General features: G+C 67.5%; 25 protein-coding genes. 11 read left to right on the top strand and 14 right to left on the bottom strand.

Going from position 1 to position 23,504, the window contains the following annotated elements; all coding sequences use genetic code 11:
• Positions 1-6: 6 nt before the first annotated feature.
• A complete protein-coding gene (locus V5F84_RS17420; RefSeq protein WP_394041379.1) occupies positions 7-453 on the bottom strand; it encodes a VOC family protein in 447 nt (148 codons plus the stop codon).
• Positions 454-631: 178 nt separating this feature from the next.
• On the opposite strand from V5F84_RS17420, the gene crtY reads away from it, so the two are divergent.
• The 4 genes from crtY (at position 632) to V5F84_RS17400 (ending at position 5,609) form a co-directional block, all read left to right on the top strand.
• Positions 632-1,771: a lycopene beta-cyclase CrtY gene (gene crtY, locus V5F84_RS17415; protein ID WP_394041378.1), complete on the top strand. Its 1,140-nt coding sequence runs from the start codon at positions 632-634 to the stop codon at positions 1,769-1,771.
• Between the two features lie 108 nt (positions 1,772-1,879).
• Positions 1,880-3,433, top strand: a complete 1,554-nt coding sequence (locus V5F84_RS17410; RefSeq protein ID WP_394041377.1) for a phytoene desaturase — start codon at positions 1,880-1,882, stop codon at positions 3,431-3,433.
• Positions 3,430-4,353 carry a phytoene/squalene synthase family protein gene (locus V5F84_RS17405; RefSeq protein WP_394041376.1) on the top strand — a complete coding sequence of 308 codons (924 nt, stop codon included), beginning with the start codon at positions 3,430-3,432 and terminating at the stop codon, positions 4,351-4,353. The genes V5F84_RS17410 and V5F84_RS17405 overlap by 4 nt, the downstream gene beginning before the upstream one ends.
• Entirely contained in the window at positions 4,350-5,609 is a 1,260-nt protein-coding gene (locus V5F84_RS17400; protein WP_394041375.1) for a glycosyltransferase, read from the top strand. The genes V5F84_RS17405 and V5F84_RS17400 overlap by 4 nt, the downstream gene beginning before the upstream one ends.
• A 10-nt stretch (positions 5,610-5,619) precedes the next feature.
• On the opposite strand, the gene V5F84_RS17395 is transcribed toward V5F84_RS17400, so the two are convergent.
• From V5F84_RS17395 to V5F84_RS17375, 5 genes are all read right to left on the bottom strand, one after another.
• Positions 5,620-6,432, bottom strand: a complete 813-nt coding sequence (locus V5F84_RS17395; protein WP_394041374.1) for a fatty acid desaturase — start codon at positions 6,430-6,432, stop codon at positions 5,620-5,622.
• Positions 6,429-6,926, bottom strand: coding sequence for a sterol desaturase family protein (locus V5F84_RS17390; protein ID WP_394041373.1), 498 nt, complete (start codon positions 6,924-6,926; stop codon positions 6,429-6,431). The genes V5F84_RS17395 and V5F84_RS17390 overlap by 4 nt, the downstream gene beginning before the upstream one ends.
• Positions 6,927-7,121: 195 nt before the next feature.
• Positions 7,122-8,327 (bottom strand): ABC transporter permease, encoded by a 1,206-nt coding sequence (locus V5F84_RS17385; protein ID WP_394041372.1) that lies wholly within the window; start codon positions 8,325-8,327, stop codon positions 7,122-7,124.
• The gene (locus tag V5F84_RS17380) at positions 8,324-9,310 is read right to left on the bottom strand and encodes an ABC transporter ATP-binding protein (protein WP_394041371.1); all 987 of its coding nucleotides are present in this window, start codon (positions 9,308-9,310) and stop codon (positions 8,324-8,326) included. Before V5F84_RS17380 ends, V5F84_RS17385 begins: the two co-directional genes overlap by 4 nt.
• Complete coding sequence (locus V5F84_RS17375; protein ID WP_394041370.1) at positions 9,307-10,275, bottom strand: polyprenyl synthetase family protein; 969 nt, start codon at positions 10,273-10,275, stop codon at positions 9,307-9,309. Before V5F84_RS17375 ends, V5F84_RS17380 begins: the two co-directional genes overlap by 4 nt.
• Before the next feature lie 139 nt (positions 10,276-10,414).
• Here V5F84_RS17375 and fni point away from each other — a divergent pair, with 139 nt between their 5' ends.
• Positions 10,415-11,449 (top strand): type 2 isopentenyl-diphosphate Delta-isomerase, encoded by a 1,035-nt coding sequence (fni, locus tag V5F84_RS17370; RefSeq protein WP_394041369.1) that lies wholly within the window; start codon positions 10,415-10,417, stop codon positions 11,447-11,449.
• Between the two features lie 34 nt (positions 11,450-11,483).
• Here fni and V5F84_RS17365 read toward each other — a convergent pair whose 3' ends face one another.
• Positions 11,484-12,278 (bottom strand): SDR family NAD(P)-dependent oxidoreductase, encoded by a 795-nt coding sequence (locus tag V5F84_RS17365; protein ID WP_394041368.1) that lies wholly within the window; start codon positions 12,276-12,278, stop codon positions 11,484-11,486.
• 102 nt (positions 12,279-12,380) lie between these two features.
• Positions 12,381-13,229: a GntR family transcriptional regulator gene (locus tag V5F84_RS17360; protein WP_394041367.1), complete on the bottom strand. Its 849-nt coding sequence runs from the start codon at positions 13,227-13,229 to the stop codon at positions 12,381-12,383.
• Between the two features lie 495 nt (positions 13,230-13,724).
• On the opposite strand from V5F84_RS17360, the gene V5F84_RS17355 reads away from it, so the two are divergent.
• Positions 13,725-14,075 carry a cupin domain-containing protein gene (locus tag V5F84_RS17355; RefSeq protein WP_394041366.1) on the top strand — a complete coding sequence of 117 codons (351 nt, stop codon included), beginning with the start codon at positions 13,725-13,727 and terminating at the stop codon, positions 14,073-14,075.
• A gap of 3 nt (positions 14,076-14,078) precedes the next feature.
• Here the strand turns inward: V5F84_RS17355 and V5F84_RS17350 are convergent, their stop codons facing one another.
• From V5F84_RS17350 to V5F84_RS17335, 4 genes are all read right to left on the bottom strand, one after another.
• Positions 14,079-14,393, bottom strand: a complete 315-nt coding sequence (locus tag V5F84_RS17350) for a DUF167 family protein (RefSeq protein ID WP_394041365.1) — start codon at positions 14,391-14,393, stop codon at positions 14,079-14,081.
• Positions 14,394-14,398: 5 nt separating this feature from the next.
• On the bottom strand, positions 14,399-14,689 hold the full coding sequence (locus V5F84_RS17345; RefSeq protein ID WP_394041364.1) for a YggT family protein: 291 nt from the start codon (positions 14,687-14,689) through the stop codon (positions 14,399-14,401).
• Between the two features lie 193 nt (positions 14,690-14,882).
• On the bottom strand, positions 14,883-16,229 hold the full coding sequence (locus tag V5F84_RS17340; protein WP_394041363.1) for an esterase-like activity of phytase family protein: 1,347 nt from the start codon (positions 16,227-16,229) through the stop codon (positions 14,883-14,885).
• A gap of 228 nt (positions 16,230-16,457) precedes the next feature.
• Positions 16,458-16,652 (bottom strand): CsbD family protein, encoded by a 195-nt coding sequence (locus V5F84_RS17335; protein WP_394041362.1) that lies wholly within the window; start codon positions 16,650-16,652, stop codon positions 16,458-16,460.
• Positions 16,653-16,870: 218 nt separating this feature from the next.
• On the opposite strand from V5F84_RS17335, the gene ilvD reads away from it, so the two are divergent.
• Positions 16,871-18,727 carry a dihydroxy-acid dehydratase gene (ilvD, locus tag V5F84_RS17330; RefSeq protein WP_394041361.1) on the top strand — a complete coding sequence of 619 codons (1,857 nt, stop codon included), beginning with the start codon at positions 16,871-16,873 and terminating at the stop codon, positions 18,725-18,727.
• A gap of 105 nt (positions 18,728-18,832) precedes the next feature.
• Here the strand turns inward: ilvD and V5F84_RS17325 are convergent, their stop codons facing one another.
• Both V5F84_RS17325 and V5F84_RS17320 read right to left on the bottom strand, forming a co-directional pair.
• Positions 18,833-19,297, bottom strand: a complete 465-nt coding sequence (locus tag V5F84_RS17325) for a CVNH domain-containing protein (protein ID WP_394041360.1) — start codon at positions 19,295-19,297, stop codon at positions 18,833-18,835.
• A gap of 71 nt (positions 19,298-19,368) precedes the next feature.
• Positions 19,369-19,914, bottom strand: a complete 546-nt coding sequence (locus tag V5F84_RS17320) for a hypothetical protein (RefSeq protein ID WP_394041359.1) — start codon at positions 19,912-19,914, stop codon at positions 19,369-19,371.
• Between the two features lie 349 nt (positions 19,915-20,263).
• Here V5F84_RS17320 and V5F84_RS17315 point away from each other — a divergent pair, with 349 nt between their 5' ends.
• From V5F84_RS17315 to lptB, 4 genes are all read left to right on the top strand, one after another.
• The gene (locus tag V5F84_RS17315) at positions 20,264-20,884 is read left to right on the top strand and encodes a ribonuclease D (RefSeq protein WP_394041358.1); all 621 of its coding nucleotides are present in this window, start codon (positions 20,264-20,266) and stop codon (positions 20,882-20,884) included.
• A gap of 162 nt (positions 20,885-21,046) precedes the next feature.
• The gene (locus tag V5F84_RS17310) at positions 21,047-21,820 is read left to right on the top strand and encodes a hypothetical protein (protein ID WP_394041357.1); all 774 of its coding nucleotides are present in this window, start codon (positions 21,047-21,049) and stop codon (positions 21,818-21,820) included.
• A complete protein-coding gene (locus tag V5F84_RS17305; RefSeq protein WP_394041356.1) occupies positions 21,817-22,401 on the top strand; it encodes an LptA/OstA family protein in 585 nt (194 codons plus the stop codon). The genes V5F84_RS17310 and V5F84_RS17305 overlap by 4 nt, the downstream gene beginning before the upstream one ends.
• Before the next feature lie 145 nt (positions 22,402-22,546).
• A complete protein-coding gene (gene lptB / locus V5F84_RS17300; RefSeq protein ID WP_394041738.1) occupies positions 22,547-23,485 on the top strand; it encodes an LPS export ABC transporter ATP-binding protein in 939 nt (312 codons plus the stop codon).
• The last annotated feature ends 19 nt before the right edge of the window (positions 23,486-23,504 follow it).

Here is a 23,504-nt window from a genome sequence, read left to right as displayed (position 1 = left end):
GAGAGGCTATTTCGCCTTCTCGCTTTTCTTTTTCGATTTCTTGGCTTTAGCGGCGGTCTTCTCGCCGTATTTCATGCCCTCCAGCTTCATGCCGTCCGGGTCGAGGAAGAACACCGCATAATAATCCTCGTAATATTCCGCCGCGGGATCGACGATTTCCACCTTCTCCTGCTTCAGGAAGGCTTCCAGGTCGTCCACATCCTGCCGGCTGCGCAATTCGAAGGCGTAATGGTGGAAGCCCACGTCGCCGATGCGATATTTGTGCTTGCGCCCTTCTTCGTCGCAAGGGCCGATCCAATAGCGGGTCTTGCCGTTGGTCCAGCCGATCATGTCGCCATAATCGCCCAGCACCTCGAAGCCGAGAAACGCGAACAGGCCGCCGTAGAAGGCCTTGGATGTCTCGTAATCGCTGACGCGCACCACCAGATGATCGATGCCAACAACCTGAACCATCGCCATTCTCCTGCCCGCCGCCCGAAAACCAATCTATGGCGGGCCATTGGGTTCCGGAATGACCGGGGTCAATCGGCCTGCGCCCGGCCCACCCTCGGCTTCCACCCGCTTGGGCTTGTATCCGCCGCGCGGGCGTGAGAGCCATGGGCCGAGGCGAGACGCGGGAGATGGGCCGGCGATGGATATGGTGCTGGTGGGCGGCGGGCTCGCCAATGTGCTTCTCGCCCTGCGGCTGAAGCAGGCCCGGCCGGATCTGGAGCTGGCCGTCCTGGAGGCGGGGCCGCATATCGGCGGCAATCACACCTGGTCGTTCCACCAGACCGACGTGACGCCGGCGCAGCTCGATTTTCTCGATTCCATGATCACCGCGCGCTGGCAGGGGCACAGCGTGCGCTTTCCGGCACGGCGCCGGGTGCTTGAAGGCAGCTATGCGTCCATCGCCTCCGAGCGCTTGGCGCAGGTGGCGCGGGAGAGGCTCGGGCCGGCTCTGCGCACGAACACGCCGGTCGCCGAATTGCATGGCGATCGCGCGGTGCTGGACGGCGGCGAGACCATCGCCGCCGGCGCGGTCGTGGACGGGCGTGGGCCGGGCGAGAGCGCGCACTTGACGCTCGGCTATCAGAAATTCCTCGGTCTGGAAGTGCGGCTCGCCGCGCCCCATGGGCTGACGGGCCCCGTCATCATGGATGCCACCGTCTCCCAGCTCGACGGCTATCGCTTCGTCTATCTGCTCCCCTTCACTGCCGATACGGTGCTGATCGAGGACACCTATTATGCCGACGGGCCGGCGCTCGACGGGGGCGCGCTGCGCGCGCGCATCCTCGCCTATGCGGCGGCGCAGGGCTGGCGGGTGGAGAAGATTTTGCGCGAGGAGGAGGGTATCCTTCCCATCGCGCTCGGCGGCGATCTTGAGGCCTTCTGGCGGAGCGGACCGGCGGGCGTGGTGCGCTCCGGCCTGCGGGCGGCGCTGTTCCACCCCACCACCGGCTATTCGCTGCCGGACGCCATGGCATTGGCCGACCTCGTTGCGGCGCAAGCGGACCTGTCCGGGCCGGTGCTGGCGGATCTTGTGAAGCGGCACGCCTTTGCCACGTGGGAGCGGCGCTCTTTTTTCCGCCTGCTCAACCGCATGCTGTTCCGCGCCGCCGCCCCGCCGCAGCGCTATGCGATTCTCCAGCGCTTCTACGGATTGCCGGAGCCGTTGATCGCCCGCTTCTATGCTGCGCGCCTGACGCTCGCCGACAAGGCGCGCATTCTCACCGGCCGCCCGCCCGTGCCCATCGGCGCTGCGCTGCGCTGCCTGCGGGAGGGGGCGTGAGCGCCCGGATGGCTGCGGCATATGCATTTCAGCGCGAGATGCTGTATCGCAACAGCCGGAATGCCGGCCGAATGAAACCGACGACGTGAAACACGGGTCCCGCCTGCCATGATGCTGACGAAGACGCACCCCCACGGCCACCGCAAGGCGGCGGTCATCGGCTCCGGCTTCGGCGGCCTTTCGCTCGCGATCCGCCTTCAGGCGGCCGGCTTCGACGTCACGCTCTATGAGAAGCGCGACAAGCCCGGCGGCCGCGCCTATGTCTACGAGGATCAGGGCTTCACCTTCGACGGCGGGCCGACGGTCATCACCGATCCGAGCGCGCTCGAGGAGCTGTTCGAGATCGCCGGCCGCAAGCTCTCCGACTATGTGGAGCTGATCTCCATCTCGCCTTTCTACCGCCTGCTGTGGAGCGACGGCGCCCAGTTCGACTATGTGAACGATCAGGAGGGCCTCGACCGGCAGATCGCCGCCCGGTCTCCGGTCGACGTGGAGGGCTACCGACGCTTCCTGGCCTATTCCAAGGCGGTGTTCGAGGAGGGCTACATCAAGCTCGGCGCCGTGCCCTTCCTCTCGTTCAAGGACATGATCCGCGCCGCGCCGCAGCTCATGCGGCTGGAAGCTTGGAACAGCGTCTATGCGATGGTTTCGCGCTTCATCAAGGACGAGCACCTGCGCGAGGCGTTCTCGTTCCACTCGCTGCTGGTGGGCGGCAATCCCTTCGCCACCTCTTCCATCTATGCGCTGATCCACGCGCTGGAACGCAAATGGGGCGTATTCTTCCCGCGCGGCGGCACCGGCGCCCTGGTGGGGGGCATGGTGCGCCTGTTCGAGGATCTCGGCGGCACGCTGAAGCTCTCCGCGCCCGTGGACGAGATATTGATTGAGAACGGGCGCGCCACCGGCGTGCGCATGGCCGACGGCAGCGTCACGAAATTCGACCTCGTCGCCTCCAATGCGGACGTGGTGCACACCTATGCCAATCTGCTCCGCAACACCCCTCGGGGGAAGGCCGAGGGCAAGCGGCTCGGCAAGATGCGCCATTCCATGTCGCTGTTCGTCATCTATTTCGGCACCAAACGCACTTATGACCATCTCCAGCACCACACGGTGCTGTTCGGGCCGCGCTATCGCGGGCTGATCGACGAAATCTTCGCCGGTCCCGGTCTGCCGGAGGATTTCTCCCTCTATCTGCACGCCCCCACCGTCTCCGATCCGAGCCTCGCGCCGGAAGGCTGCACGGGCTTCTACGTGCTTTCCCCCGTGCCCCATCTCGGCAAGGCGGATATCGACTGGGACGTGGAAGGCCCGAAATATCGCGACCGCATCCTCGATTATCTGGAAGCCCGCCTGCTGCCCGGCCTCAAGGCGGATCTGGTGACGAGCCGCATCCTCACGCCGTTCGGCTTCCGTGACGAACTGAACGCCCACATGGGCTCGGCCTTCTCGGTGGAGCCGCTGCTGACGCAATCGGCCTGGTTCCGGCCGCACAATCGCGACGACAAGATTCCGAACCTTTATATCGTCGGCGCCGGCACCCATCCGGGTGCGGGCGTGCCGGGCGTGGTCGGCTCGGCCAAGGCCACCGCCGGCCTGATCATCGGCGATTTTCCCACGCTCTCCGTGGAACGGGCGGGTTCTTCGAAGGAGGCCCGGGCGTGAGCGAGGTTCTCACCGCGAGCGAAGCGGCCATCGCCAAGGGCTCGAAGAGTTTCGCGGCGGCGGCCAAGCTGTTCGACCCGCGCACGCGGGCGGACGCCGTGATGCTCTACGCCTGGTGCCGGCATTGCGACGATGTGGTGGACGGGCAGGATCTCGGCCACGGGCGGGTGGTGGGCACCGAGAGCGCACAGGCGCGTCTGGACGGGCTCTATGAGGAGACGCACCGCGCCTATCGCGGCCTGCCGTCCGCGCATCCCGCCTTCGCCGCCTTCGCCGAGGTGATCCGCCGCAACGATATTCCCGAGCGCTATCCCCTCGATCTGCTGGAGGGCTTCCGCATGGACGTGGAGGACCGCAGATACGAGACCGTCGAGGACACGCTGTCCTATTGCTACCACGTGGCCGGGGTGGTCGGCGTGATGATGGCGCTCATCATGGGCGCGCGGGACGAGGAGGTGCTCCATCGCGCCTGCGACCTCGGCCTGGCCTTCCAGCTCACCAATATTTCCCGCGACGTGGTGGAGGACGCCGGCATCGGCCGGGTCTATCTGCCGGCCGACTGGCTGCGGGCGGGCGGGGTGGAGCCGGACGAAGTCGCTTTGCCTGAGAACCGGCAGAGGGTGGCGGACGTGGTGGCGCGCCTGCTGGATCTCGCCGAGCCTTATTATGACTCCGCGCTGATCGGCGTGCGGGCGCTGCCGTTCCGCTCGGCCTGCGCGATCGCGACCGCGCGGGCGGTGTATCGCGCCATCGGCACCAAGGTGCGCGCGGCTGGCCCCCGCGCCTGGGACGAGCGGCGCTCCACCACCAAAGGGGAGAAGATCGCCTTCGCCGCCTCGGGCGCGGTGCAGGCGGCGCTGTCGCGCGTCGCCTCCGCAGAGATTTCCCGCCCGAAAACGCTGTGGACCCGCCCGGCATGACCTCCCTACATTTCGCCGTCGTCGCGCCGCCGCTCTCGGGCCATTACAACCCTCTCATGGCACTGTCGCGCGATCTGGTCGCGCGCGGCCATCGCGTCACCTTCTTCCACATGGCCGACGCGGCCGAGATGGTGCGCGGCATGCCGGTGGGATTTTGCGCCGTGGGGCTTTCGAGCCATCCCGCGGGGGCGCTGAAGGCCCATCTCGATACGCTCGCCAATCCCACCGGGCCGCTCGGCCTGCTGCGGGTCATCCGCGAGACCGCCGACATCACCGACATGCTGTGCCGCGACCTGCCGGCGGCCTTCCGCGCCGAGGGCATCGACGCGGTGATCGCCGACCAGACGGAAGCCGCCGGCGCCCTGGTGGCGCGCCATCTCAAGCTGCCGTTCGTCTCCACCGCCACGGCCCTGCCGCTCAACCGCGAGATCGGCGTGCCGCCGCCGTTCGTGGACTGGCCCTACGATCCCACGGAGAAGGGGCGGTGGTGGAGCGAGGGCGGCTGGCGCGTCACCGATTTTCTCATGAAGCCCATGGCCAAGGTGGTGGCGCGCCACGCCGAAGCCTTTGGGCTCGATCCGCTGGCGGACCAGGGGTTTTCGCCCCTCCTGCAGGTGGCGCAATGCGTGAAGGGGCTGGATTTCCCGCGCAGCGAACTGCCGCCGCACTTCCATTATTGCGGCCCGTTCCGCACACCGGATGCGGATGCCAGCCTGGATTTCGATCTGTATGGGGACGGGCGTCCCCTGGTGTTTTGTTCGCTCGGCACCTTGCAGGGCGCGCGGGCGGATCTGTTCCAGGCGGTGGCGCAGGCCGCGCAGAAGCTGAACGTGCGGCTCGTGCTCGCACACGGCGGGCTCTTGAGCGATGAGGCGGCCCGGGCGCTCCCGGGCGATCCCGTGGTGCGGGCGTTCGTGCCGCAGCGCCAGGTGCTCGCCCATTGCAAGGCGGCGGTGATCCATGCCGGTTTCAACACGGTGATGGATGCGCTGAGCCTGGGCGTGCCCTTGGTGGCCATGCCAATCGCCTTCGAGCAGCCGGGGATATCCGCGCGTCTGCTCTATAGCGGCGTCGCGCGCATCTTCCCGGCCAAGAAGGCATCGGCGCGGCGGGTGGGGGAGGCGCTCGGCGTCGTCCTGTCCGACCCCGCTTATGCGATCGCCGCGCGGCGGATCCAGGCCGAGATCGCCGCCAGCGGCGGCGTTCGCGAGGCGGCGGATCTCATCGTCTCGGCGGTGGGGGCGAGGCGGGGATAGGGCGAACCTCTCAGCCGCGCCCCGCTGCATTTTCCCGCCGATATTTCGGCAGCCGCCACCACGGGACGAAGGGCGCCTCATGGTGCTCGTGGTGATAGCCGAAATGGAAGCAGGTCAGCAGCGACAGCGCATAGCCGAATTCATTGCTGCGGGCATTGTGCGTGTCGGCGAATCCCGGCTCGCCGTGGCGATGGGGCAGGTAGGTGCCGAAATAGAACAATTGCAGCGCCGAGAGCAGCGCCGGTAGCGCCCAGAACAGCAGCACGTTCACCACAGGTGCGCCGATCACCAGGATATAGATCGCCAGCACCACCGTCAGGATGGCAAATTCCCGCCAGCCGAAATAGGTGCGCATGAAGCGCAGAAACCAGGGCCAGAAGCGGTCTGGATGGTCGGCGTCGAAATCGGGATCGTCCATCGTGCCGGAATGGCGGTGATGGTCGTGGTGCTTGGGCAGCAGCCGGTCGTAGCTGAAGGCCGCATAGAGGCCGAGCGCGATCCGGCCCACCCAGAGGTTGATCTTCGGCCGGAACGGCGCGAGCGACCCGTGCATGCAATCGTGCGCGATGATGAACAGGCCCACGTCGAGCCAGGTCTGGAGCGCGATCACCAGCGGTGCGGCGTAGATGTCCGGCGGCGCGAGGCGCAGGAAGAACACGCCGAAAATGTGCCCGGCCAGCCAGCCGCCCATGACCAGCGCCGCGAGGGCAAGGCCGATGGCGCCCTGGCGGGCATAGGCACGCTTCATCTCCACCGCCGCCGCGCTCGGCGCGCGCGGACGGCGCGATTTTTCCCCCGTCCGTTCGGACCGCGCGAGACTCACGAACGGGTGTCCAGGTTCTTCAGCGAACCGCCATGGGTTTCACGCAATTGGTCGCGCAGCTTCTGCACCGGCTGGGCATAGAGGAAGCCGAAGGAGACGCAGCCCTCCTTGCCGTCCACCGCATGATGCAGCCGGTGCGCCTGCACCAGGCGCTTCAGATAACCGTTGCGCGGCACATAGCGGAACGGCCAGCGCTGGTGGGTCAGCCCGTCATGCACGAAGAAATACAGGAAGCCGTAGACCGTCATGCCCACGCCCACCCAATAGAGCGGGCCGAAGCCGTTTGATCCATAGATGATCAGGCCGATGGCAAGCAGGGCGAACACGACCGCATAGAGGTCGTTGCGCTCGAACACATCCTCGTGCGGCTCGTGGTGGGAGCGATGCCAGCCCCAGCCCCAGCCGTGCATGATGTATTTATGTGCCGCCCAGGCGACGCCTTCCATGATGGCGACGGTGACGAGGACGATCAGCGTATTCAAGGCGATGGTCATGGTTCAAAAACTCAGGTTCGGGACGCCCGCCCGGATGCTGGAGCCGGTTGCAGGCACAAGCGGGATCCCGTGGGACGCGGGTGCAACATTTGGCTGCACGATGCGAGCAAAAAGCGGGCGCGCGCCTTGTTCTGCCTCAAGGATCATTCTCAAGCCCGGCCTTCGGAACGACGGCCGGCGTGCCGCCGCCGCGCCTCAGCCAAGCCGCACATGGCGCCGCGCAAGCACCAAGCTGGCCACAAGCCCGACGCCAGCATAGCAAATAAGAACGAACAGCGCAGGCGCCAGTTCGCCGAATGCGGCGCCCCGCCACAGGCTGTCCTGATAGGCCTCGATCACCCAGGCATTGGGAGTGACCCATCCGGCGGCTTGCAGCCATGCGGGCATGAGGAAGCGGGGCACCATGCTGCCCCCGATCGCGGAGAGCATCAGCACGGCGAAGGTGGAGAGGGTCTGCGCCTGCTGGCGCGTGCGCGCCGCCGAGGCCAGGGCCAGGGCGAGGCTCGAGGCGGCCGCCGCCGCGGCGAATGTGGTGGCGATCCAGGTGCCGAAATGCGGCAGCACGGCGACCCCGTAGACCAGCGACGCCACCGCGAACAGAAGCGCCACCTGCACCACGCCTTGCAGGGTGATGAAGGCGAACTTGCCGAGCACCATCACGCCGGTGCCGCCGGGCATCATGATGATGCGGTCGAAGATGCCGGAGCGGCGCTCCTCCACCAGCGAGGCCGCGCCCTGCACCGAGGAAAACAGCAGGAACAGCACCGCGATGGCGCCGGCATAATAGGTGACGGCGGGCAGGGCCTTCAGCGCATCCACCGTCTGCCGCGCGAAGAAATCGCCGCCGCGCGGCTTCTCGCCCTTGGCGAGGCTTTCCGCGCTCGCCTCCAGGGCAAGGTCGAACTGCTCGGTCTGCTCCGGCGTGAAGGCGCCGATAATGGATTGCATCTGCGCGCCGAGCCGCTTCAGCCCGATCTGTGGCAGGCGCTCGGAAATGACGCTTTGCACGTGGGCCATCAGCAATCCCGCCGCCGCCGCCCGGCCGGGATCGGCGAGGATCAAGAGCGGCGCCGCATTGCCGCCCGCCGACGGATCGGAGACGATCACCAGCCCGGCATCGGCGCCGCCCGAGCGCACGGCATCGCGCACGGCCGCCTCGTCCCTGACCGGCATCGCCTTCACCAGCGGGGCATTATGTAGCGCCAGGAACAGCGCATGGCCGCCCTCGCTGCCGGAGACATCGGCGAGCGCGGCCTTCACCGGCGCATCGTCGCCGCTCACCCCTGTGAAGACCGCGGCGAACACCAGGAACATCAGCGGCGGCAGAAGGAAGGTCATCACCAGCGCGCCCTTGTCGCGCAGCAAGGTGAGGCCCATGGCCTTCATGATGGCGCAGATCATCGCGCGGCCTCGGCGAGCACATCGGCATAGAGCGCCGCCAGGTCCGGCTCGCGCACGGAGACCTCGCGCGGCATCACCTGTCGCTGCTCGAGGGTGAGCAGCAGATCGGCGAGCGCGCCCGTTCCGGCCGCAAGGCCACCGGCGAAGACGGAGCCGGTGACATCGCTTTTGAGGGCGAGGGCGGCGAGATGGGCGCGTGTGTCGCCATCGGGCGGGTGCGACCACCGCAATTCTACCCGGCGTGCCCCGCCGAAGCGTCGCGCCACGAGATCGTGCATCGGTCCCTCCAGCGCCACATGCCCGTTCACCAGAATGGCGACGCGGTCTCCAACCACCGCCGCCTGCTCCAGGTCGTGCGTCACGATCAGCACCGCGAGCCCGGCAGCCGCGAGCGCGCGCAGCAGATCGGCGAAGCCGGCGAGCGCTTCGCGGTCGACGCCCACGGTTGGCTCGTCCAGCACCAGCAGCGCCGGTTCCCCCACCAGGGCGGCAGCGACATTGGCCCGGCGCTTCCAGCCTCCGGACAGGCGGTCGATGCGCTCGTTCGCCCGCCCGGCCACCCCGGCGGCTTCCATGACGGCGCCAACCCGCCCGGCGATGCCGGCACGCGGCATGCCGGAGAGGCGGGCGAAGATCTCCAGATTTTCCCGCACCGTGAGGCTCGGGTAGAGCGCCAGCTCCTGCGGCACCAGGCCGATGCGCCGGCGCGCCTCGCTCAGATGGGCGGCATGGCCTTTGACCCGGACGGTCCCGTGATCGGGCCGCAGGCGCCCGCAGACGGCGCGGATCAGGGTCGTCTTGCCGGCGCCGTTGGGGCCGAGCAGGACCGTGATCTCGCCCGCCGAAACCGCGAGCGAGGCATCGCGCAGCACCGCGCGGGCGCCATAGCTGGCGCTGACATGGGCCATTTCCAGCACCCGTGCCCCGCGCGCGGCCGCCGGGGCGTGGCCGACGGCGGGCCGTGACAGGGCGGAGAAGGTCACGGCAAAATGACGCCCGGCAGGCCGCCGAAGGCGTGACGCAGGAAGTCGCGCAGCGGGTCGGCGCCCTCGCTGCGCCTGGACATGCGGTCGGAGGCCTCCGCCGCGCCGCGCAGATGGCTGTCCAGAAGTCCCGCCGCGCGCGAGGCGCCGAGCGAGGCGACGACGGTGGCCTTGCCCTCGTCCTTGCCGACATCCTTGCCGAGCGCGGCGGTGGAGGACTGCACATCCAGCAGGTCGTCGAGGATCTGATAGGCGCGGCCCACGTGATTGGCGAAATCGCGCAGCGCCTCCCGATCCTCCGCGCGGGCCTCATGCACCAGGCTCGCGGCCTCCACCGCGGCGGTGAACAACAGGCCGGTCTTGCGGCGGTTGACGTCCTCGGTGGCGGCGAGGCTGCGTCCCGGCACCGGGCGCAAATCGTCAAACTGCCCGCCGCACAGGCCGAGGGAGCCGACCGCATTGGTGTAGATGGCGAGAATCTCCATCCGCGCCGGCGCGGGCACGGCGGGGGAGGCGGCGACCACGCCATAGGCGCGGGTCAGCAAGGATATCGCCGCAAGCACCGCCACGTCCTCGCCGAACTGCACATGGGTGGCCGGCTGGTTCCGTCGCAGCTTGGCGTCGTCCATGCAGGGCAGATCGTCGATGATGAGCGATGCGGCATGGATCATTTCCAGCGCGCAGCCGCAATCCAGCACCGCATGTTCGTCCGCCCCGAGCCGCAGCGCCGCCGACATGGCGAGCAGCGGACGCAGCCGCTTGCCCGGTGCCAGCAGGATGTGGCGCATGGCGGCGTGCAACGTCGCGGGATTGGACGCCGTGGTCGGCAGCAGCAGGCCCAGGCGGCGATCCACGACCGAACGCAGATAGCTCAGGTCCGGCGAACGCTCGGCCGCGACCACCGCCGCCGACCCGCCCTCGACGGCATGCAGCACTTCGCCGTCCCGGGATTTGCCGTGGGTCATCAGGCCGGCCCTTCCTCGCTCTTCCGCCCGCGTGGCCCCTGAAGGGCGGGCTCGGCAGATTCCATGCGCTTGCATGATGTTAGATCAGACCTTAGAACCCTTGAAGGCGGCTTGCTGTCAAGCAGAAGAGATTCACGCGATGAACGCGGAAAGCGAGATCCAGCGCCGCAAGCAAGACCATATAGACATTGTGATGGCGGATGGGCGTGCCTTATCCAGTGCGAAATCCGGCTTTGAAAGCCTGATTTTCGAGCACCGGGCGTTGCCTGAACTGCATCTCGACGATGTGGATCTCGCGACGACGTTCCTTTCCCGTCCGCTCGCGGCGCCTCTGCTTATTTCTTCGATGACCGGCGGACCGGCGGCGGCCGGGCTGATCAATCGGCATCTGGCGGAAGCGGCGCAGCACCTGCGCATCGCGCTCGGCGTCGGCTCCCAGCGCGTGGTGCTGGAGGGTGGACCGGCGGCTGGGCTCGATTCCGGGCTGCGCCGGATCGCGCCGGACATTCCCCTGTTCGCCAATCTCGGGGCGGCCCAGCTGGTGCGCGGATACGGGCTGGAGGAGGCCCGCCGCGCGGTCGACATGGTCGAGGCGGACGCCCTGATCCTGCATCTCAATCCGCTTCAAGAGGCAATCCAGGCCGGCGGCGACCGCGACTGGCGGGGGCTGCTGGAGAAGATCGGTGAGCTGGCGCGCACCCTGCGGGCTCCCGTGATTGTGAAGGAAGTCGGCTTCGGGATCTCGTCCGATCTCGCGCACCGGCTTGTGGATAACGGCGTCGCCGCCATCGATGTCGCGGGTGCCGGCGGCACCAACTGGGCGCTGGTGGAAGGCGAGCGCGGCACGGGGGCCCAGCGCGCCGTCGCCGCCGCATTCGCCGGCTGGGGCATTCCCACCGCGCATGCGCTCGCCGCGGTGCGCGCGGCCTGTCCGCGGGTGCCCCTGATCGCCTCCGGCGGGTTGAAGGACGGCGTGGACGTGGCGAAGGCGATCCGCCTCGGCGCGAACCTGGCGGGCCAGGCGGCGGGAGTGCTGTCCGCCGCCGTCCTTTCGAGCGAGGCCGTGGTCGCGCATTTCGAGGTGATCATCGCGCAATTGCGCATCGCCTGCTTCTGCACCGGATCGCGCGACCTTGACGCCCTGCGCACCGCGCGGCTGCTGCCGGCCCGGTAGGGGCCGCAGCCGCCGCGCGCGGTCACGGCGTGCATCACGGCATGTATTGGCCGCCGTTCACCTCCACCACCTGCCCGGTCACATAGCCGCTCGCGGCCGCCGATGCGAGATAGAGGAAGGTGCCGACGCATTCGTCCGGCACGCCCAGCCGGCCCATGGGAATGGTGGCCTGCATGGCGGCCATCTGCGCCGGTGTGGAATAGCGATCGTGGAAGGGGGTCTCGATCACACCCGGGGATACCGCGTTCACACGGATTCCGGTCTGCGCCAGCTCCTTCGCCCAGCCGTGCGTGGCGGTGGAGATGAAGCCCTTGGCCGCCGCGTAGAGCACCGATCCGCCCGCGCCGCCGTGGCGTGCGGCGATGGACGAGACATTGATGATCGACCCCCCGCGTCCCTGGGCGAGCATCAGCGGCACCGCCTGGTGCATGAACGCCACCACGTGCCGGACGTTGAGATCGAGCACGGCGTCATAAAGCGCGTCGCTATATTCGCCGATCGGCACCCGCTTCACGAGGCCGCCGGCATTGTTCACCAGCACGTCCAGGGCACCGAACGCCTCCAGCGTGGCGGCGAGGATGGCCGCGGGCGCCTCGCGGCGGGTGACGTCGCCGCCCACCAGCACCGCTTCGCCACCGGCCGCGCGCACGCGCTCGGCCACCTGCTCGGCCTTGTCGCGGCTGGCGTTGTAATGCACCGCCACGCGCGCGCCGCTGCGGCCGAAACCCTCGGCGGCCGCAGCACCGAGCCCGGTGCTGGCGCCGGTGATGAGCACCGCCTTGCCCTTGAGATCGGGAAAGACGGGAAGGGCAAGCTGTGTCTCTGTCATGAAAGGCTCCTGGGGAAAGAGACCGGCGGACGCTGCCGCGCTGGGCCTTGAGAAGACGTCTGAAAGTCGGCGGCCCGCGCGAAGCGGGGCGCGCGGCATGGGCTATGAGGTCCTTTTCCTGGTGGCGGCGGCCTTGCTCCGGCGCGCCGTGGGCTCCGGCGGGTCCAGCTCGCAAGGCGCCGTGGCGTCCGGTTCGCTGGGCGGAGGCGGTTCCGGCGCGAGTAGCGATTCCTCAAAATAGGTGGGATGGGCCTCCACCAGTGCCGCCACCGAAGGCAGCACCTTTCCGAGATGGGCGAGCATCGCCTTCTCCGCCGCATCCGGATCGCCGGAGGCGATGGCCTCGACGATGGCGGCATGGTCGGACAGCACCACGGCCCGCCGGCCCGGCTCGGGCAGGGCGAGGATGCGGCAGCGGTCCACATGGGCCTTTTCCTGTCGCACCACGCGCCACAGATTGGGATGGCCCGCGATTTCCGAAATCGTCTGGTGGAAGGCTTCGTCGGCGGCATGGAAAGCGGCGAGACGGCCGGCCTCGTGCAGCGCGTGCTGCTCCACCAGCAGGCCGCGCAGGGCGGCGATGTCGTCTGCGCGCGCGCATGCCGCCGCAGCGCGCACGGCGGCGCGCTCCAGCGCCTCGCGGATCATCATGGCGTCGCGCATGGCGGGAACGGAGATGCGCGAGACGAATGTGCCGTATTGGGGGAAGATATCCACGAGCCGCTCGTCCGCGAGCTTCAGCAGCGCCTCGCGGACCGGTGTCCGGCTGACCCCACATGCAAGCGCGATCTGCTTTTCCTGAAGCAGCGCGCCGGGGGCGATCTCCATGCCGACGATCTGATCGCGCAGCACGCCATGGATGCGGGCGGAAGCGGGAATCGCCCGCATGCTCCTGCCGGGGCCGGCAAGTCTCGCCCCCTTCTGCCGGGTCGTCCCGCGTGCCGTGGCCACGTTCGCTGTCTCCCCGAGGCGTGAGCGGCGTTTCCCCTGGACGCATCCCGGGGGGCGCTTTTTCTTTGCTAATATACTAGCATATCATCATGTCAATACAGCGCGCGGTGGGGCGCATGGGCTTGTGCGCTGGGGGCAAGACGGCACCTTTTTGCGTTTCGCGGCGGTGACGATGATGGTCGGCATTGGCGGAGAGATCCTTCCCTTCAAAGCCGATTGCGAGCTGGGTGGGAGCGACACCTTCCGCCCCTCGCCCTCCAGGATAGGGCGGCACGCGCCGCCTGGGCCCTGCGCCGCTCTCTCTGCGATGGCGGAGATCGCGGCGCCGCGCATCGGCTGACCCGGCGCGCGGCCGTCCGCGCCCCCCGCCAATCATGTGCACGGCGTGGTGCTGGCGGTGGATGGCGGGCGGACGACACGCTAAAACGTTTTAAACCATTGACGGGCCATGGATGGAGCCGCGCGCTCCCGGCGCCGGTTCGGAAGGAGCGTGTCATGTCGCAGGAAAAGGGCGCGGTGTTCGCCTTCGCCGCCGAGATTCCGGTCGAGGTGGTGGACGAGGTCGTCCAGCGCCAGATCCTCACCTATAACGACGAGATCATGGTGGTGCGGGTGATTTTCACCCGGCCCGGCCCCGGCGGGGTGCCGCACAACCATCCCCATGTGCAGGTGACGAGCGTGGAAAGCGGCGTGTTCGACATCACCATCGACGGGCGCACCGCGCGGCTTTCGGCCGGCGACAGCTTCTATGTGCCGTCCGACGTGCACCATTCCGCCGTCTGCATCGAGCCTGGCGTGCTGATCGACGTGTTCACGCCCATGCGCGGGGAGTTTGTGGGCGCGTAATGCTCAGCTCTGCGAGACGGCGCGCGCCAGCGCCGCTTCGAGAGAGGCCGCATCGCCCGTGATGCGGAAGACCTTCAAACGCGCGGTCGCCCCGGACACCAGTGCGACCCGCGAGACGGCGACGCCGGCCGCCTTGGCGAGCACCCGGGCGACGGCTTGCGTCGCCGCCCCATCCTCGGGGGCGGCGCGCACGCGGATTTTCAGCACTTCGCGCCCGTCGGACAGGGTGACGATCCCGTCCAGCGCATCGCGCCCGCCCTTGGGAGTTGCGCGCACGCTCACGTCAAGCCCGCCGGCATGGGCCTGGAAGACGGCCACGGCCGTCAGAAGACGTAGGGATAGATATAGAGCCCGATCACCCGCTCGATGAAGATGATGATGAGGATCAGCACCATCGGCGAAAGGTCGAGCCCGCCGAGCGAGGGCAGGATGCTGCGCAGCGGCGCGAGCAGCGGCTCGGTGATGCGGTAGATGAACTCCCCGATGTTTCGGACCACCGGGTTGTAGGCGTTCACCACATTGAAGGCGAGCAGCCAGGACAGCACCGCGGCGATGATGAGCACCCAGGTGTAGAGTTGCAGAACGAGCAGGATCACATCGAGAATGGCGCGCATCTTGGGACAATTCCTCGCGGCGGCAGGGTCAGGGGAGAAATAGCCAAGCCGGTGCCGCTTGAACAGGGCGTTCCGCCTGCCGGACGGTCAATAGCGCGTTTGTGGCGCATCGCGAGGGCCGTGGCGCATCGTGCGAAACGCGAAAAGCCGCCCCGGGGGGCGGCTCTCCTCGATAGCGTGGATGGATCGGCGCTCAGCGGGCTTTGAGGAAGTCGCCGACCTCGAGCAGGATCAGTTCGTTGTCGTCGGTCTTGTTGGTCTGGCGACCGGCCGAGAAGGGCAGGTTATTGTCGTTGCCGACCACGATATGGGTGGCGTCGATCACGTCCACATTCTCGATGGTGAAGAAGGGGAAGGTGAAGACCCCGTCCTTCGTGCCCTGCTTCGCCTTGCCGGCCGGGTCCTTGATGTTCATCAGGTCGATATGGCCGATCTTGCGCACCGCGCCGCCGGCATTCGCGTCGGTCAGCTCGATCTTGTAGACGCGCTTGAACTTGGCGATGGCCTCGAAGCAATCCGGGCCCTTTTGGCCGGCGGGACAGGCCTTTTCGGCGGTGCCCTCGCCATTGTCGCGCTCGATGATCAGGCCGGTGGTGGCATCCACCATGTTGAAGTCGCCGATGGCGTTGCCGTTCACTTCGAGCGGATATTTCCAGGAGCGGCCGGTCCATTTCTCGCCCGCCACGTCGAACTCGACGATCCGCAGATATTCCTTGCCACCCTCGGTCTCAAAGGCGCCGGCCTGGGCGTCCCACATGGGGCCTTCCAGCAGGGCATAGAGGAACTTGCCGTCCTTGGAGGCGGCCATGCCCTCGAAGCCCTTGGAGCGGCGGGTGTTGAACACCACCTTGCCGTCGGGCACGGCGGGCGTCGTCACGGCGAAATGGTCGGGCGAGCGAACCGGCTTGCCGTCCACTTGGGTTTCGAACACGGCTTCCACCTTGCCGGCCTTGTCGGTGCGGATGAGGTAGGGGCCGAACTCCTCGCCGATCCAGATCTTGTCGCCGATGAGCTGGAAGGATTCGACGTCGAAATCCGAGCCGGTGAGATAGCGCTTGTCCGTGCCTTCCTCGGCGATGCGGAACGGCACCTTCTTGTCGGGGTCGGCGAGGAAGATGCCCTCGATGCGCTCAACCGCGCCGGTCTTCCAATCCACCTTGAAACCATTGGCCATGAGCATGGCGTCCGGCGAGTTCGCCTTCGAGCCGAAGCCGTTGTCCGTGATGATCCAGAAGGTGCCGTCGGGCATGACCTTGATGCCGGAGAAGCCCTGAACCGCCTGCCCCTTGAACGGAAACGACAGGCCGGTGGCGCGGGCGCCGTCCATGCCCGGCACGGTCTCCGCCGCCTCGACGCGCTTGCCGCCGGGGGCGGCGAACTTGCCGGAGGTCTTCAGGTCCGCGGGCGCGTCGGCCGGCGCGGGAACAAAGGTCGCCGCCGGCAGAACGGCCTGCGCATCCAGGGTGGCGGGGAATTCCTGGTCGGCGATTGCCGGAAGGGAAAGCAGGGTCAGCGAAATCGCGAGCAAGGACGAGCGCATGGCCATATGCCTCAACGGAAGGAGAGGCGGCCTTGTTACCAATGGCAGGTGACGTAACGGCGACTGATTGATGACGCCGTGGGAAGTATAGATGGCTACAAAGATTTTCCCCTGCCCGTCGAACAGGGGAAATCTTCTGCGGATTCTGCAGAAATCGATGCGGCCTGCTCAACGGCGCGCGGCCGGACGATGGGAATCGCCCGGCCGCGCGTCACCAAACGGGGAGAATCACAGGTTGCGGTTGACGGTGTCCTTCACCGCGTCCTTGGCCTTGCCCATGGCCTGCTGGCCTTCGCCCTTGATTTCCTGCACCTTGCCCTCGGCCTGGAGGCGCTCGTTTCCGACCGCCTTGCCCACGCCCTGCTTGGCATTGCCGATGGCTTCGTTCGCAGTGCCCTTGATCTTGTCGCTGGTGCTGCCCATGGGATATTCCTTTCGCTTGGTGAACTTGCATAAACAACGGCGGGCGGCGGCAAGCGTTCCCGTCTCGGTCGGAAATAAGCGTCACCGATGCCCTGAACGCATGGCCGAGAGGGCAGCCCTCGCGGCGAAAGAATTCCGTTCAGCCTGAATTCGCTCTAAAAGGGCGGTCACAATGTTGCGCAGGTCACCCCTGACGCGGATATAAAAGGTAAGAGGACATGCCTGCCTATCGTTCCCGCACTTCCACCCACGGCCGCAACATGGCCGGCGCCCGGGGCCTCTGGCGTGCCACCGGCATGAAGGACGGCGATTTCGGCAAGCCCATCATCGCGGTGGTGAATTCCTTCACGCAGTTCGTGCCCGGCCACGTCCATCTGAAGGACCTCGGCCAGCTGGTGGCGCGCGAGATCGAGAAGGCGGGCGGCGTCGCCAAGGAGTTCAACACCATCGCCGTGGACGACGGCATCGCCATGGGCCACGATGGCATGCTCTATTCCCTGCCCTCGCGCGAGATCATCGCCGACAGCGTGGAATACATGGTGAACGCGCACTGCGCCGACGCCATGGTCTGCATCTCCAATTGCGACAAGATCACGCCGGGCATGCTGATGGCCGCCATGCGGCTCAACATTCCGGTGGTGTTCGTCTCCGGCGGCCCGATGGAAGCCGGCAAGGTGATCCTCTCCACCGGCGAGAAGAAGTCGGTCGACCTGATCGACGCCATGGTCTACGCCGCCGACAGCCGCGTCTCCGACGAAGACGTGAAGGTGATGGAGCGCTCCGCGTGCCCCACCTGCGGCTCCTGCTCGGGCATGTTCACGGCCAATTCCATGAACTGCCTCACGGAAGCGCTGGGCCTCGCGCTGCCGGGCAACGGCTCCGTGCTCGCCACCCATGCCGATCGCGAGCGCCTGTTCGTGGAAGCGGGCCATCTCATCGTCGATCTGGCGCGCCGCTATTACGAGCAGGACGACGCCGGGGTCCTGCCGCGCAACATCGCCACCTTCAAGGCGTTCGAGAACGCCATGACGCTGGACATCTCCATGGGCGGTTCCACCAATACCGTGCTGCATCTGCTCGCCGCGGCCAACGAAGGCGAAGTGCCCTTCACCATGGCCGACATCGACCGCCTTTCGCGCGGCGTCCCCGTGCTGTGCAAGGTCGCTCCGGCGGTTGCCAATATCCATGTGGAGGATGTGCACCGCGCCGGCGGCATCATGGCCATTCTCGGCGAGCTGGATCGGGCCGGCCTGATCCACGCCGACCAGGCGACCGTGCATGCCCCGACCATCGGCGAGGCGCTGGACCGCTGGGACGTGATGCGCACCGCCTCGGAAAGCGTGCAGACCTTCTATCGCGCCGCCCCCGGCGGCGTGCCGACGCAGGTGGCCTTCAGCCAGTCGCGCCGGTGGGACGATCTCGACATCGACCGGGAAAAGGGCGTGATCCGCGATTTCGAGCACGCCTATTCCAAGGACGGCGGCCTTGCGGTGCTCTATGGCAACATCGCGGAAGAAGGCTGCATCGTGAAGACGGCCGGCGTGGACGCGGCCTCGCTCACCTTCTCCGGGCCGGCGCGCATCTTCGAGAGCCAGGACGCGGCGGTGGAAGCCATTCTCGCCAACGGCAAGGTGGTGGCAGGCGATATCGTGCTGATCCGCTATGAGGGGCCGCGCGGCGGACCGGGCATGCAGGAAATGCTTTATCCGACCTCCTACCTGAAGTCGAAGGGCCTCGGGAAAGTGTGCGCGCTGGTCACGGACGGGCGGTTCTCGGGCGGCTCGTCGGGCCTCTCCATCGGCCATGTCTCGCCGGAAGCCGCCGAGGGCGGCGCCATCGGCCTGGTCGAGGAAGGCGATATCATCGAGATCGACATCCCCAACCGCCGCATCCATCTCGCTGTGTCGGACGAGGTGCTCGCCCATCGCCGCGCCGCCATGGAAGCCAAGGGCGATGCTGCCTGGAAGCCGGCGGCCCGCACCCGTATCGTCTCCCAGGCGCTCCAGGCCTATGCGGCGCTCACCACCTCCGCCGCGCGCGGGGCGGTGCGCGACGTGAAGAGCCTCAAGCGCTGAGGCGCGCCCGCAATGCGTTCCCTCTCCCGTGCGCGGGGGAGGGGCAAGGCCATCGAAAACGTCTGTAAAGGCGGCGACGGCCCCTCCGGGAGGGCCGCGCCAGCCTCACCGGCAGGTCAGGCGGCCGTCGATATTGGCGATGTCGCGCCCGGCGGTGCACCAGCTCGCCGCCGTGGTGGCATCCACCCAGCGGCCGCGCGAATCCTGGCAGCTGGCCTTCAGCCAGCCGGCGAACATGCGGATATCGCGGCAAGTCGCCCTGTAGGAACCGGGCGGGGCCGGCTCGGCGTCGAGGCCGGCCGAGGGGCCGAAGCTGGACGAGGTTTTGCACACGAGCCGGCCATCCTCATTGGCGATGTCGCTGCCTTGCGCGCACCAGCCGACGGCGGTGGTTGCCTCTACCCAGTGCCCCGAGCGAGTCTGGCAGGTGGCCTTCAGCCAGCCGGCGACCTCGCGCACATTCGTGCAGGTGGCGAGATAGCTGCCCTGCCGAACCTGCGCGAGGGCCGGCCCCGCAGCGACGGCGACGAGCAGAATCGCGGCGGAGAAAAGCCGCACAAGCATCGGCATCGGGTGTTCCTTGTCCGGAGCGCGCGCCGGCCAGCGCAAAGGCACGCTGACCGGCGCGGGCGTGTGGTCGGTCAGCGGCAGGCGAACTGCCCGTTGATGTTGGCGATGTCGCGGCCTCGGCACAGGCTCGGGAAGATGCTGGTTTCGCGCCATCCTCCCCGTTGATCGCGGCACAGCGCGTTCAGCGTGCCGCCGGCCATGTTGACGTCGCGACAGGAGGCCAGGTACGAGCCCTGCGGCACCGGCCCGGGGCCGCGGCCACCGCCATTATAGCCGGGTCCAGGATTATAGCCGGGTCCAGGGTTGTAGCCGGGACCGGGATTGTAGCCGGGACCGGGATTATAGCCCGGTCCTCCGGCGCCCCGGACGCGGCAGGTCAGCGTGCCATTGGAATTGGCGATATCGGAGCCCGGCACGCATCCACCCACCATGAGAAACGCCGGCACGGAAACGCCGAGCTGGTTGCGGCAGAAGGCCGTGAGCATGCCGTTCGCGATCTTCGCCTTCTGGCAGGAATACAGGTAGCTGCCCGGGGGCACCTGCTGGGCCTCGGCCAGCGTGGAAAAAGCCACAAGGCTCAACAGCCCGGCCGCGATACCGATAATCTTAGCGCGCACCCGCATGATCCCTCACACTCCCTCAATCGACACAGCCTCTGTTGGGCCACGTCGGCGCTCCGCGGCGGACCCGTCCGGCACCTTTGGCGGTCGGTCTCCGCGTCCGCGCATTCACACCAAGATTCGACGTCGCGACAGTGCGAATTCCATAATTCCGGTGAAATATTACACCGGCCTGACAGCAGGCTGGAAAATCCCGGGGCGGCGCGCGAATGGCGCGGGCCTGTGGCGATCCTGCCGCGCCGTGCCGGCATCTTCGGAAGGCGGCGGAGGTCCCGGCCCGAATTGGACGGCGGGCACGCCGTCCGCTAGAAGCCGTCAGATCCCTTCCATCCGAAAAGCCGCATCCATGACCATCCGCCTGCACCGCGGCGACCTGCCGGCCTCCTTCCGGGCCGCCGCCACCGTCGCCATCGATACCGAGACGCTGGGTCTCAACCCGCATCGCGACCGCCTGTGCCTGGTGCAGCTGTCCAACGGCGACGGCAGCGCCGATCTGGTCCAGATCCCCGCCGGCGCCACCGCCGCGAGCGCGCCCAATCTGGTGCGCCTGCTGAGCGATCCGGCGGTGGTCAAGCTGTTCCATTTCGGCCGGTTCGACATCGCGGTGCTGAAGCACACCTTCGGCGTTACCACCGCGCCGGTGTTCTGCACCAAGATCGCCTCGCGCCTCGTGCGCACCTATACCGACCGGCACGGCCTGAAGGATCTGGTGCGCGAGCTGGTGGGCGTGGATCTCTCCAAGCAGCAGCAGAGCTCCGATTGGGCCGCCGCCGAGCTCACGGAAGCGCAGATGGCCTACGCCGCTTCCGACGTGCTGTATCTGCACGAGTGCAAGGCGAAGCTGGAGGCCATGCTGGTGCGGGACGGCCGGGCCGAGCTGGCGCAGGCCTGTTTCACCTTCCTGCCGGCCCGCGCGGCGCTGGATCTCGCCGGCTGGGCCGAAGAGGATATTTTCGCCCATTCCTGAGGTCGGGTCGCATTTCGCCCGCCTTGCCGGCACCCCAATGTGTCCCCATATGGGACGCGCGAAGCGGGGGCTTTCGCGGCATCCCGGCGGGTGTGTGGCATCGTGCGCTGGTCGCTCCGGCGGGGTATGCCGTTCGTCCGCCGGCCGGTTAGAATGCGAGATATGAGCGAACAGCCAACGCCCCACCGCAGCGCGCAGCCGCAGGTCAGCACCTACGGCGCGCGCGCCCTGCCGGACTTCCGCCGCGCCCAGCGCCACAGCGCCTTCGTGCGGTTCGTGAAGCGCGCGTTGCCGGTGGGGCTCATCGTCGCGCTGGTGGCGATGATCGCCTTTCCCTTGATCGCCCAGCTGGGCATGAAGATCGATCTGCCGTTCGAAGTGGGGGCGATGCATTTCAGCGGCACGCGCCTCACCATGGAGAAGCCGAAGCTCTCCGGCTTCACCGACGACAATCGCGCCTATACCGTCAATGCCGCCACCGCCTCGCAGGACCTGACCAACACGGACGTGCTGGACCTCACCCAGGTTTCCGCCCGCATGGAACTGGCGAACAAGGGGTGGGCGACGGTGAAATCGGCGACCGGCACGGTGGATATGAAGCGGCAGTTCATCATGCTGCGCGGCGGGGTGGACCTTGCCACCAATGGCGGCTATGCCGGAGTGCTCAAGGATGCGGATGTGGACGCGAAAGCCGGCTCGCTGACAACCGACAAGCCGGTGCTGCTGACCTATCTGGACGGGCGCCTCGTGGCCGACCGCATGAAGGTGTTCGATCGCGGAACCCGCGCCTTTTTTGAAGGGAACGTGCAATTGGATTTCCGCCTGGCCAATCTGTCCACTCCCGCAGCGCCGGGGGCGCCGGCTGCCGCGTCTCCCGCCGCCGTGCCCGTGCCCGCTGTCACCCCCGCCCCCCCTGTAGCGACCCAGAAGCGATGATCCGCACCCGTCTCTACGGCCTCCTTGTCGCGGCCGCGACATGCGCCGCCGCGCTGTTTCTGCAATCCCAGATTGTAATGGCGCAGGGCAGCAATGTTCCGAACGCGCTCCAGGGCTTCGCCAAGAATCGCGACGAGCCGGTGCGGATCAATTCCAATACGCTGGAAGTGCGCGACAAGGAAAAGACCGCGGTGTTCGCCGGCAACGTGGTGGTCACCCAGGGCGATACCACCCTGAGAAGCCCGCAATTGCTGGTTTTCTACGATGGTTCCGCCGCTCCGGCGGACGGCCAGCCGAGTAAGTCGAACCAGATTCGCCGGCTGGAGGCGACCGGTGGCGTCGTGGTGCAGACCAAGGACCAGACCGCCACCGGCGATATCGGCGTGTTCGACGTGAAGAGCAACACCGTGACGCTGACCGGCAAGCCGGTGATCCTGACCCAGGGGCCCAATGTCATTCGTGGCCAGAAGCTGACGGTCGATTTGACGACAGGCGTGTCGCGTTTCGAGGGCGGGCGCGTGGAAAGCCTGATCCTGCCCGGCAGCGTCAAACAGGAAACGCCAGCGGCGCCAAAGCGTTAGTGATTTAGGGCCGGGAATGGCCAGCATTTTGACGCAAGTTTCGTTCGCGGCCTGAATTTTGCATGTTGCATTGCGGCGCTGACGGGAGAAGACTAGCCGGGTCGGAGGGGCTCCGTCTCGGAGGTATCGGGTGAACGTCTTTTCCATGTTCGGCAAAAGCAGGCCGCGTCCTGCCCAGCAGGTGGACCAGCACCGCGGGTCCGATGCGCCGTACGACACGATTGAGGCCGACGAGGACGCCGCGTGGGACGAGGATGTCGTCCTCGACGAAGCCTATGCCGCCTCCGCCGCCCCGACCGGGGAGAGCGAGGACGAGGCGAGCGCCCACCTCGGCTACGGCACCCCTCATGCCGATCAGGTTCAGCATTCCCTTGCCGCGTTCGGCCTCGCCAAATCCTATGGCGGCCGCAAGGTGGTGCGCGATGTCAGCGTGCACGTGCGGCGCGGCGAGGCGGTGGGCCTCCTCGGCCCCAACGGTGCCGGCAAGACCACCGTCTTCTACATGATCACCGGCCTCGTGAAGGCCGATGCCGGCCGCATCGAGCTCGAAGGGCACGATGTGACGCCCATGCCCATGTATCGCCGGGCGCGCCTCGGCATCGGCTATCTGCCGCAGGAAGCCTCGATTTTTCGCGGCCTGTCGGTGGAGGACAATATTCGCGCCGTGCTGGAGGTCACCGAGCCCAACCGCAAGCTGTGGCGGGAGGAGACCGACAAGCTCCTCGAGGAGTTCAAGATCACCCATGTGCGCAAGTCGCCGTCGATCGCGCTTTCGGGCGGTGAGCGGCGGCGCCTCGAGATTGCGCGCGCGCTCGCGAGCCGGCCCGCCTTCATGCTGCTGGACGAGCCGTTCGCGGGCATCGATCCCATCGCGGTGGGCGACATCCAGGCGCTGGTGCGCCACCTCACCACGCGCGGCATCGGCGTGCTGATCACCGACCATAACGTGCGTGAGACGCTGGGCCTGATCGACCGCGCCTACATCATCCATACCGGCGCGGTGCTGATGGAGGGCGACCCGGATTCCATCGTCAACAGCCCCGAGGTGCGCCGGCTCTATCTCGGCGAGGAGTTCCGCCTGTGAACCGGTCGCGCCCCATGCC

It is taken from the genome of Roseixanthobacter liquoris, assembly GCF_043195135.2.
Lineage (GTDB): Bacteria > Pseudomonadota > Alphaproteobacteria > Rhizobiales > Xanthobacteraceae > NCEH01.
Note: the sequence above shows the minus strand (reverse complement) of the source record. Positions and strands in the feature narration are given on the sequence as shown.